Origin of the sequence: Kitasatospora nipponensis (assembly GCF_039528135.1) — a bacterium.
GTDB classification, from domain to species: domain Bacteria; phylum Actinomycetota; class Actinomycetes; order Streptomycetales; family Streptomycetaceae; genus Kitasatospora; species Kitasatospora nipponensis.
The window spans coordinates 22,180-32,373 of record NZ_BAAALF010000090.1 but is presented as its reverse complement, the minus strand read 5'-3'; the positions used below and the strand labels follow the sequence as shown (position 1 = coordinate 32,373).

Genomic DNA, 10,194 nt, shown 5'->3' with positions numbered 1-10,194 from the left:
CCTGCGCCGGCCTGGTCCGCGACCCCGACGGCGGCTGGTACGAGCTGCGCGGTGAACACCAGCAAGCTCAGCGCCGCGGCGGCCTCCGGCGGCCAGGTGGTGCCGGACCAGAACTGGACGCTGCGCTCCAGCCGGCTCGCGCTCTACGGCGCGGTCTTCGGCGGCGTCTACGAGGTGCAGACCCCGACCACCACCAAGCGGGTGCTCAAGTTCACCGTCAGCTCGGTGGACATCGGCGATCTCGACATGTCGACGATCGAGGACACCGCGACCGCGAACTCCCCGGCCAAGACCTTCCACGTGAAGGGCGCCCCGGGCAGCACCTCGACCATGCGTCAGGGCCCGATCACCATGTACGTGGAGAGCCTGAGCGGCGACCTGGCCGCGCTCTACGGCATTCCGCTGCCGGACCTGGGGGCGATCACCATCACCCCCGACACGCTGCCGCAGTGGCTCTTCGACCTGATCGGCGCCATCCCGATCCCTATCGACATGACGATGACCAAGGTGACCGCGGTGCAGGCCGGCCAGTTCGGCGGCACGCTGACCATCCCGGGCATGCACCTGTACAACGACGACACCCCGTACGGCGGCTGAGTCCCACCGACCCGTCGAGCCGCCGACGACAGCAGGGCCCCCACCGCGCGCGGTGGGGGCCCTGCTGCGTCGTGCCCGTGCCGGGCCGGTCAGCGACCGGTCAGGTCCGGCTGCCCAGGTGGTGCACCTGGACCATGTTGGTGTTGCCGGGGACGCCGGGGGGCGAGCCGGCGGTGACGATGACGGTGTCGCCCTCGTCGAGCCGCTTCATCCGCAGCAGCTCCCGGTCGACCTGCTGGACCATCTCGTCGGTGGTGGCCACCTGCTCGGTGACGTACGCCTCGACGCCCCAGCTGAGGGCGAGCTGGTTGCGGGTGGCGGAGTCCGGGGTGAAGGCGATCACCGGGATCGGCGAGCGGTAGCGGGAGAGCCGCCGCGCGGTGTCACCGGACTTGGTGAAGGCGATCAGCGCCTGCCCGTTCAGGAAGTCGCCGAGCTCGCAGGCCGCGCGGGCCACCGAACCGCCCTGGGTGCGCGGCTTGCGACCCGGGTTGAGGGGCTGCAGGCCCTGGCTGGTCAGCTCCTCCTCGGCCGTCTCGCAGATCCGGCTCATGGTGCGGACCGTCTCGACGGGGAACTTGCCGACGCTGGACTCGGCGGAGAGCATCACCGCGTCGGCGCCGTCCAGGATCGCGTTGGCGACGTCGGAGGCCTCGGCGCGGGTGGGCCGCGAGGCGTGGATCATCGACTCCATCATCTGGGTGGCGACGATGACCGGCTTGGCGTTGCGCCGCGCCAGCGTGATGAGCTGCTTCTGCACCAGCGGCACCCGCTCCAGCGGGTACTCGACGGCGAGGTCGCCACGGGCCACCATGATGGCGTCGAAGGCGAGGACGATCTCCTCCATGGCCTCGACGGCCTGCGGCTTCTCGATCTTGGCGATGACCGGCACCCGGATGCCGACCTCGTCCATCACCTTGTGCACGTCGTCGATGTCCGCGGCGTTGCGGACGAAGGAGAGCGCGACCATGTCGACGCCCAGCCGCAGCGAGAAGCGCAGGTCGTCCTTGTCCTTCTCGGACAGGGCGGGGACGTTCACGGCGGCGCCGGGCAGGTTGATGCCCTTGTTGTTGGAGAGCACACCACCCTCGACCACCACGGTCTTCACCCGCGGGCCGTCGACGCTGACGACCTCCAGGGCGATGACGCCGTCGTTGATCAGGACCGGGTCGCCGGGCTTCACGTCGCCGGGCAGGCCCTTGTAGGTGGTGCCGCAGATGTGCTGGTCACCGGGGACGTCCTCGGTGGTGATGGTGAACGTGTCGCCGTTGTCAACGGTCACCGGTCCGTTGGCGAAGGTCGCCAGCCGGATCTTGGGGCCCTGCAGGTCGGCCAGCACCCCGATGGGGCGGCCGGTGTCCTCGGAGACCTGGCGGACCTTGCGGTACCGCTCCTCGTGCTCCGCGTGGGAGCCGTGGCTCATGTTGAGGCGGGCGACGTTCATGCCCGCTTCGACGATGGCCTTCAGCTGTTCGTAGGAGTCCGTCGCCGGACCCAGGGTGCAGACAATTTTCGCTCGGCGCATATGGATGATCCTATCCGTACGAGTTATTCCCGGGGATTGGGGCGAACCTCCGATCCTCACGACCAACCCGTGTGGACGAGGGTGTAGGCCTGCTGGGCGATCTCCAGCTCCTCGTCGGTCGGCACCACGGCGACCGCTACCCGCGAGTAGGGCGGCGAGATCACCCGGGCCGCGCCCGAGCGGACCGAGTTGAGCTCGGGATCCACCGCGATGCCCAGCTCGGTGAGGCCGGCGGTGGCCGCCTCGCGCACGGCCGCCGCGTTCTCGCCCACGCCGGCGGTGAAGGCGATCGCGTCCACCCGTCCGAGCACCGCGCAGTACGCCCCGAGGTACTTGCGCAGCCGGTGCACGTAGGCCCGGAAGGCCAGCTCGGCCGCCTCGTCGCCCTCGTCCATCCGGCGGGTGATCTCGCGCATGTCGTTGTCCCCGCACAGGCCCAGCAGGCCGCTGCGGCGGTTCAGCAGGTCGTCGATCTCGTCGATCGACAGCCCGCCGACCCGGTGCAGGTGGAAGACCACGCCCGGGTCGATGTCGCCCGAGCGGGTCCCCATCACCAGGCCCTCCAGCGGGGTCAGCCCCATCGAGGTCTCCACGCAGACGCCGCCGGCCACCGCCGAGGCCGAGGCGCCGTTGCCCAGGTGCAGCACGATCACGTTGACCTCGGCCGGGTCCTTGCCGAGCAGCCGGGCGGTGGCCCGCGAGACGTACTGGTGGGAGGTGCCGTGGAAGCCGTAGCGACGCACCCGGTGGGCGTCGGCCGTCGCCCGGTCGATCGCGTAACGGGCCGCGTACTCCGGGACGGTGGTGTGGAAGGCGGTGTCGAAGACCGCGACCTGCGGCAGGTCGGGGCGCAGCGCGCGGGCCACCTCGATCCCGGTGATGTTGGCCGGGTTGTGCAGCGGGGCGACCGGGACCAGCCGGCGGATCTCGGTCAGCACCTCGTCGGTGACGACGGTCGGCGCGGTGAACCGCTGCCCGCCGTGCACCACCCGGTGGCCGATCGCGGCCAGCTGGGGGGAGTCCAGGCCCAGGCCGTCGGCGGCCAGCTCCCGGGCCACCGCGGCGAGGGCGGTGGCGTGGTCGGGGAAGGGCTGTCGCGACTCGCGCGGCTCGCCGTCCTGCGCGGTGTGCACCAGCCGCCCGCCGGCCTCGCCGATCCGCTCCACCAGTCCGGTCGCCGGCCGCCGGCCGTCGAGCATGTCGATCAGCTGGTACTTCACCGACGAGGAGCCGGCGTTGAGCACCAGGACCCGGGTCGCCTCGGTCATCGGGACTGCTCCTTCGAGGTCTGCTCGGTCACTGCTCGGTCCCCGCGTGGACGGCTGCCGTCCGGTCGGTCGCGGTGCGGGCCTGGATGGCCGTGATCGCCACGGTGTGGACGATGTCCTCCACCAGCGCCCCGCGCGACAGGTCGTTGACCGGCTTGCGCAGGCCCTGCAGGACCGGGCCGACCGCCACCGCCCCGGCCGAGCGCTGCACGGCCTTGTAGGTGTTGTTGCCGGTGTTGAGGTCCGGGAAGATCAGCACGGTGGCCCGCCCGGCGACCGCCGAGCCGGGCAGCTTGGTGGCGGCCACGTTGGCGTCCACCGCCGCGTCGTACTGGATCGGCCCGTCGACCAGCAGGTCCGGGCGCTGCTCGCGGACCAGCTCGGTGGCCCGGCGGACCTTCTCCACGTCCGCGCCCGAGCCCGAGGTGCCGGTCGAGTAGGAGAGCATCGCGATCCGCGGCTCCACCCCGAACTGGGCGGCCGTCTCCGCGGACTGGATCGCGATGTCGGCCAGCTGCCGGGCGTCCGGGTCGGGGTTGACCGCGCAGTCGCCGTAGACCAGCACCCGGTCCGCCAGGCACATGAAGAAGACCGAGGAGACGATGGCCGCGCCCGGCGCGGTCCTGATCACCTCGAAGGCCGGCCGGATGGTGGCGGCGGTGGAGTGCACGGCGCCCGACACCATGCCGTCGGCGATGCCCTCCTGGACCATCAGGGTGCCGAAGTAGCTGACGTCGGTGACCACGTCCAGGGCCAGCTCGACGGTCATCCCCTTGTGCGCGCGCAACTCGGCGTAGAGCTCGGCGAACCGCTGGCGCAGCGGGCTGGTGGCCGGGTCGACGATCCGCAGCTGCGCGCGGTCGGTGCCCGGGTCGGGCTGCGGCAGGGTGATGCCCAGGGCCGCCGCCCGGCGCCGCACCGCCTCCGGCTCGCCGAGTAGGGTCAGGTCGCAGATGTTGCGGCGCAGCAGGACCTCCGCCGAGCGCAGCACCCGTTCCTCGGTGCCCTCCGGCAGCACGATGTGCCGCCGCTGCGCCCTGGCCCGCTCCAGCAGCGCGTGCTCGAACATCATCGGGGTCACCCGCTCGGACCGGCTCAGCTCGATACGGCTGGTCAACTCGGCGGTGTCGACGTGCAGTTCGAACAGGCCCAGGGCGATCTCGGCCTTCCGCGGGCTGGCCGGGCCGAGCTTGCCCTCCAGGTGGGTGAGCGTGGCCGCGGTCGGCCAGCTGCCCTCCGGGACGACGGCCACCGGCGTGCCGGGGGCCAGCCGGGCGGCCAGCGCCATGACGTTGGGACCCGGGTGCTGACCGAGCGTCAGCAGCAGGCCGGCGATCGGCGGGGAGCCGGCGGCGTGGGCGGCCAGCGAGCCGATCACCAGGTCGGCCCGGTCGCCCGGGGTCACCACCAGCGCGCCCTCGGTCAGTGCGGTCAGGAAGGTCGGCAGCATCGCCCCGCCGAAGACGAACCCGCGCACGTCGCGGGCCAGCCCGGCCGCGTCGCCGAGCAGCACCTCGGCGCCGGTGGCCTCCACCACCTGCGCCACCGTCGGTGCGGCCAGGGCGAGTTCCTCGGGCAGCACGTAGGCGGGCACCGGCAGCTTGGCGCTCAGCGCGCGCAGCACCTGCTGCTTGGCGCCGGGCACCACCCGGTTGGCGATCATCGCGAGGGTGGAGCAGCCCAGGTCGCCGTAGGCGCGGTAGGCGTTGCGCACCTCGGCCACCACGGCGGCGGCGTCCTGGTCGTGCCCGCCGACCACCGGCAGCACCCAGGCGCCGAACTCGTTGGCCAGCCGGGCGTTGAAGGCCAGCTCGTCGGGGATGTTGGTGTCCGCGAAGTCGGTGCCCAGCACCAGCACGGCCTGGCAGCTGCGCTCCAGCGCCCGGAACCGCTCGACCAGCACCGAGACCAGCTCGTCCTGCCCCTGCGCGGCCTGCAGCGCGGCCGCCTCCTCGTAAGTCAGCCCGTACAGGTCGCCGGCCGGCAGGTCGAGCCGGTAGCGGGCCCGCAGCAGTTCCACCACGTGGTCGGCGCCCCGCTCGCCGGGCGCCTCGGCGTGCACCAGCGGCCGGAACACGCCGACCCGGTCGACCTGACGGGTGAGCAGTTCCATGACCCCGAGCTCGACCGCCTGCCGGCCGTCCCCCCGAGCGATGCCGGTCACGTACACGCTGCGCGCCACGCGAGACTCTCCGTTCGGTCCAGGCTCCCCCGGCCCCGCGCGGGACCGGACCTCGCTTCGACCATACCTTCGCAGCCCACACGCCCGTCCGCCCGCCGGACGCACCCGCCCGGGCCACCGTCGGTGCGGCACGGGACCGGGGCCGAAGGGCCCCGCACGAGGGGGCCCCGCGCGAGGGATCGTCAGCCCCGGTCGCCCACCGGGTCGCCGTGGTAGACGTCGCCGCCCTCCAGCTCGACCAGGACCTGCCGGTCCTGGACCCAGAGGCTGACGCAGAGCGGCCGGCGGTCCAGCAGCCAGCCGTTGCGGCGGCAGCCGGTGCCGGCGGGGTCCAGCTGCCAGCCGTGCCGCCCGGTCAGGCCCGCGCGCAGCCGGGCGTCGATCTCGGCCCCGGACAGGCCGCTCGGGCTCCCGACCACCAGCACCCGCTCGCACGTCCCCGAGCCACAGGGCCCGGGGTCGTCGTGCAGCACGCTCAACCCCGGCGGCAGCGGCAGCACGGCGTCGGACGAGGGGGTGAACGCCTCGGTGACGCCGATCGTCAGGTAGACCGGCGTCGCGACCAGGAGGGTGGCCAGCAGGTAGACGGCGAAGAGGATCGTGCCCGCGTGCCAGCGGCCACCGAAGACGCGCCTGGGCCGTGGCCCGCGGCGCACCCGCTCGACGACGGCGCCGGTGACCAGCACCGCGGCCGCCACGGGTGCGTAGGCCACCTCGACCTCGGCCACCGCACGCGTCGCCGTCCACCCCGTCTCGACGCAGAGCAGGCCCGTGGCCTCGGCCGCCAGCAGGCACCCGACGACCGTGCCGACCAGGGGCGTGCGCAGCAGCATCCCCCAGCAGAGGAGGGGGGTGACCAGGAAGAGCACGGGGAGCGCGGCGGCGAACACCGTCGTCCTCAGTGCGGTGCGGGGATGATCGTGCTGAGCCACTTGAAGGTGGGGACCACCATGGGCTTCCAGGTCGTGGTCAGGTGCGGTCCGGTGGTCTCGACGGGGGTCACCGCGGTGGGGGCCTTGGCGGCCTTCTGCAGGGCGATGGCGTCCTCCAGACCGTCACCCTTCTTCCCGGTGACGTAGAGCGCGACGTTGGGCGGGGTGGTGGCGTGGGTGAGCAGGTAGAGCGGGTTGGCGGTCTCGCGCAGCTTGGGGTCGTTGGCGGTGAGCGATGCGGGCTCCTCGTGCGGGTCGTTGTAGCCCGACATGCTGATGGCGGCGCGGAAGCGGTCGGGGTGGCCCAGCGCCAGGCGCAGGGCGCAGTGGGCGCCGGCCGAGTAGCCGTCCACGGCCCACTGGTCGGCGGTGGTGCCGGCCCGGAAGTTGTCGATGACCATCTGCGGGACGTCGCGGGCGAACCAGGTCTCGGCGTTGATCTTGCCGGGCACGTCCGCGCAGCCGGTGTCGGCCTGCTCGAGCAGTTTCACCCGGGGCGCCACCAGGATGAACGGGGTCACCTGACCGGTCTTCATCAGCGGTGACAGCTGGCTGATGGCGTCCATGGTGCTGCCGAACCAGGCGCTGGAGGAGCCGGGGTAGCCGGCCAGCAGCTCGACCACGGGGAAGGTCTTGTCCTTGAAGGCGGGGTCGTCGTACTGCGGGGGCGTCCAGACGAGCACCTCGCCGTCCACGCCGGAGAGCCGCCCCTTGAGGTCGGCCTGCTTGACCTCCCGCGGGACCGCGTCGGTGTCGGGGGCGTGGAAGGCCTGCACCACCTTCGGGGGCGCCGAGGCACCGCCCGCGCCGGGGGCCCGGTCGCCGGCCAGGCCGTTGTCCTTGGGGGGCACCGGCACCGCGCGGACGTGGTTGGAGGTGCCCAGCAGGTCACCCCAACTGTCGTAGAGCAGCGTGGAGTTGTTGACCATGACGAAGACCATCGCCACGGCGCTGAACTGACAGAGCAGGATCGTGGCGAAGTGCGCGAGGGCGCGCAGCGGGGTGCGGCCGCCCGAGGCGCCGCGCGAGCGTCGGGTGCCGGCGCCGGTGCCCGTGCCGGTGTCGGCACCCGAGCGGGCGGCCGCGCGCCACTGGATCATGGCCAGCGCGATGGAGCCGATGAAGAGGAGGATCGTCACGATGAAGAACGGGGTGCCTGTCAGTTTCACATCGGGACAGACTCCTTGGAACGGGCGTTCGGTTGCCCCTCCCTGGGAGAAACCTGGGTAAAGACCCGGGGCGGCCGGGAAAATCCGCTGGCGTCCGGCCCGCCCGCTCTTCTACGCTGTACAAGTCTTATACGCCGTACAGGGGAGTGAGCGGGAATGTCCCAACCTGATCGCCGGCCCGACCGCTGGGTGATCCTGGCCGTCATCTGCCTCGTCCAGCTGGTCGTGGTGCTGGACAACACCATCCTCAACGTCGCCATCCCCTCGCTGACCAGGGAGCTCGGCGCCGACACCGCGCAGACCCAGTGGGTCATCGGCGCCTACTCCCTGGCCCAGGCGGGCCTGCTGATCGCCGCCGGCGGGCTCGCGGACCGGTACGGGCGCAAGAAGGTCCAGCTGCTGGGCCTGGCCCTGTTCGGGATCGGCTCGCTGGGGGCGTCGCTGGCCACCGACCCGGGGCAGCTGATCGCCGCGCGGGCCGGCATGGGGGTGGGCGGCAGCCTGCTGCTGGCCACCAGCCTCGCCCTGGTGGTGCGCACCTTCACCCCCGACGAGCAGCCCCGGGCGATCACCGTCTGGAGCGCGGTCTCCTCGCTCGGGTTCGCGCTCGGGCCGGTCGTCGGCGGGCTGCTGCTGGCCCACTTCTGGTGGGGCGCGGTCTTCCTGGTGAACCTGCCGGTGGCGGCGGTGGGCCTGGTCGCGGTCGCCCGGCTGGTGCCCGAGTCCAAGGACCCGCGCGGGGACCGGCCCGACCTGCTCGGCGCCGCGCTGTCCACCGCCGGCCTGGTGGGGGTGGTCTACGCGATCATCCAGGGCCCCGGCGCGGGCTGGACCGCGCCCTCCACCCTGCTGGCCGGCGGTCTGGGGCTGCTCTTCCTGCTGGCCTTCGTGCTCTGCGAGCGCCGGATCGAACACCCGCTGCTGGACCTGGCGTTCTTCCGCAACGCGCGCTTCCGCGGCGCGGTCTCGGGCGGGGTGCTGGTCAGCTTCGGGCTGGGCGGCTCGCTCTTCCTGCTCACCGTGCACCTGCAGTTCGTGCTCGGCTACGACCCGCTGGCGGCGGGCCTGCGCACCGCTCCGATGGCGCTGACCGTGGTCGCGCTCAACCTCACCGGCGCCGGCATGCGCCTGACCGCGCGGCTCAGCGCGCCCGTCGCCGTCGGGGCCGGGCTGAGCCTGCTGGCCGCCGGCCTCGCCGCGATCGCCGTCTTCGGCCACGGCGGTTCCTACCCGGGCGTCCTGCTCGGCCTGGTGCTGATGGGCGCCGGGGTGGCCTGCGCGCAGCCCGCGATGGCCAGTTCGGTGATGGCCTCGATCCCGCCGGAGAAGGCCGGCATCGGCTCGGGCCTGATGGGCACGCTCAGCGAACTGGGCAACTCGCTGGGCGTCGCGGTGCTCGGCGCGCTGCTCACCGCCTCCTTCGCGACGGCGCTGCCGGCGGGCCTGCCCGCCTCGGCCGCCCGCTCGCTGCCCGAGGCGCTGGAGGCGGCCGGGCCCGCGGCCGCGCACCAGGTCCGCTCGGCCTTCGGTGACAGCCTGACCGGCAGCCAGCTGATCGGTGCGCTGGCCGTGCTGCTCGGCGGCCTGGTGGCCGCCTGGCTGCTGAGGCGGGCCGCCGCGCAGCAGCCGGTGCCGGCCGGTGCGCAGCCGACCGAGGCGCTCACCACCTCCGGGTGAGCCCGGCCCTACGATCGCTGCACGGCCGTTCACCTGCGGCCGGGCAGCGAGAACCCGAAGGACGAGCATGGCCGACAAGCCCCGCGACCCGGCAGCCAGCATCTGGGTGGCCCCGCGCAAGGAGCGCCGGCGCGGCAGCGCGCCCGCCGGCCTGAGCCGTGAGCGGATCGTGCGCGCGGCCGTGGCCCTGCTGGACGCCGAGGGGGTGGCCGCCTTCTCCATGCGCAAGCTGGCCGGCGAGCTCGCGGTCACCCCGATGTCGGTCTACTGGTACGTCGACACCAAGGACGAACTGCTCGAACTCGCCCTGGACGAGGCGCTCGGCGAGCTGGCGATCCCGCCGTTCGAGGAGCACGGCGACTGGCGCCGGCACCTGCGCGAGCTGGCGCACCTCTACCGCCACTGCTTCCAACAGCACCCGTGGGCCGCCCAGTTGGCCGGCCAGTTCCTGGCGATCGGCCCCAACGCGCTGCTCTTCTCGACCAGTGCGGTCAGCGCCGCCGTCCACAGCGGCCTGGACGGTGAGTGGCTCGGCGGCGCGTTGGGGCTGGTCTTCTCCTACACCTACGGCTTCGCGCTGGTGGAGGCGCAGTGGTCGCTGCGGGCGCGGGCCTCGGGGCTGGAGGAGGACGCCTTCCACCGCCACGTGTACGGGGTCGCCGAACAGGCCGACCCCCGCTTCGTGGAGAACGCCGACCTGGTCCACCCGATGCTGGAGGGCGGTGTGGCCGCGGCCCGGGACCGGCAGTTCGAGCAGGGGCTGGACCTCGCGCTGGCCGGCATCGACGCCACCGTCAGCGCCGGGCGGCGGTGACGGTGGGTCGGTGACGGTGACAGCGGCGTC

At 73.0% G+C, this 10,194-nt stretch carries 7 protein-coding genes and 1 pseudogene; 3 read left to right on the top strand and 5 right to left on the bottom strand.

All coding sequences use genetic code 11. The features are described from left to right. Positions 1-597: pseudogene (locus ABD323_RS23290) on the top strand (hypothetical protein); the annotation flags it as partial. 100 nt (positions 598-697) lie between these two features. On the opposite strand, the gene pyk reads toward ABD323_RS23290, so the two are convergent. The 5 genes from pyk to ABD323_RS23265 all read right to left on the bottom strand — a co-directional run bounded on the left by pyk (position 698) and on the right by ABD323_RS23265 (position 7,673). Beyond that, positions 698-2,122, bottom strand: coding sequence for a pyruvate kinase (gene pyk / locus ABD323_RS23285; protein ID WP_344443848.1), 1,425 nt, complete (start codon positions 2,120-2,122; stop codon positions 698-700). A gap of 56 nt (positions 2,123-2,178) precedes the next feature. Beyond that, positions 2,179-3,390 (bottom strand): acetate kinase, encoded by a 1,212-nt coding sequence (locus tag ABD323_RS23280; RefSeq protein WP_344443847.1) that lies wholly within the window; start codon positions 3,388-3,390, stop codon positions 2,179-2,181. A gap of 28 nt (positions 3,391-3,418) precedes the next feature. Further along, a complete protein-coding gene (gene pta / locus ABD323_RS23275) occupies positions 3,419-5,572 on the bottom strand; it encodes a phosphate acetyltransferase (protein WP_344443846.1) in 2,154 nt (717 codons plus the stop codon). A gap of 182 nt (positions 5,573-5,754) precedes the next feature. Beyond that, positions 5,755-6,462 carry a hypothetical protein gene (locus ABD323_RS23270; protein ID WP_344443845.1) on the bottom strand — a complete coding sequence of 236 codons (708 nt, stop codon included), beginning with the start codon at positions 6,460-6,462 and terminating at the stop codon, positions 5,755-5,757. 8 nt (positions 6,463-6,470) lie between these two features. Continuing rightward, entirely contained in the window at positions 6,471-7,673 is a 1,203-nt protein-coding gene (locus ABD323_RS23265; protein ID WP_344443844.1) for an alpha/beta hydrolase, read from the bottom strand. Positions 7,674-7,829: 156 nt separating this feature from the next. On the opposite strand from ABD323_RS23265, the gene ABD323_RS23260 reads away from it, so the two are divergent. After that, positions 7,830-9,350 carry an MFS transporter gene (locus tag ABD323_RS23260; RefSeq protein ID WP_344443843.1) on the top strand — a complete coding sequence of 507 codons (1,521 nt, stop codon included), beginning with the start codon at positions 7,830-7,832 and terminating at the stop codon, positions 9,348-9,350. Between the two features lie 67 nt (positions 9,351-9,417). Beyond that, positions 9,418-10,164: a TetR/AcrR family transcriptional regulator gene (locus ABD323_RS23255; protein WP_344443842.1), complete on the top strand. Its 747-nt coding sequence runs from the start codon at positions 9,418-9,420 to the stop codon at positions 10,162-10,164. The last annotated feature ends 30 nt before the right edge of the window (positions 10,165-10,194 follow it).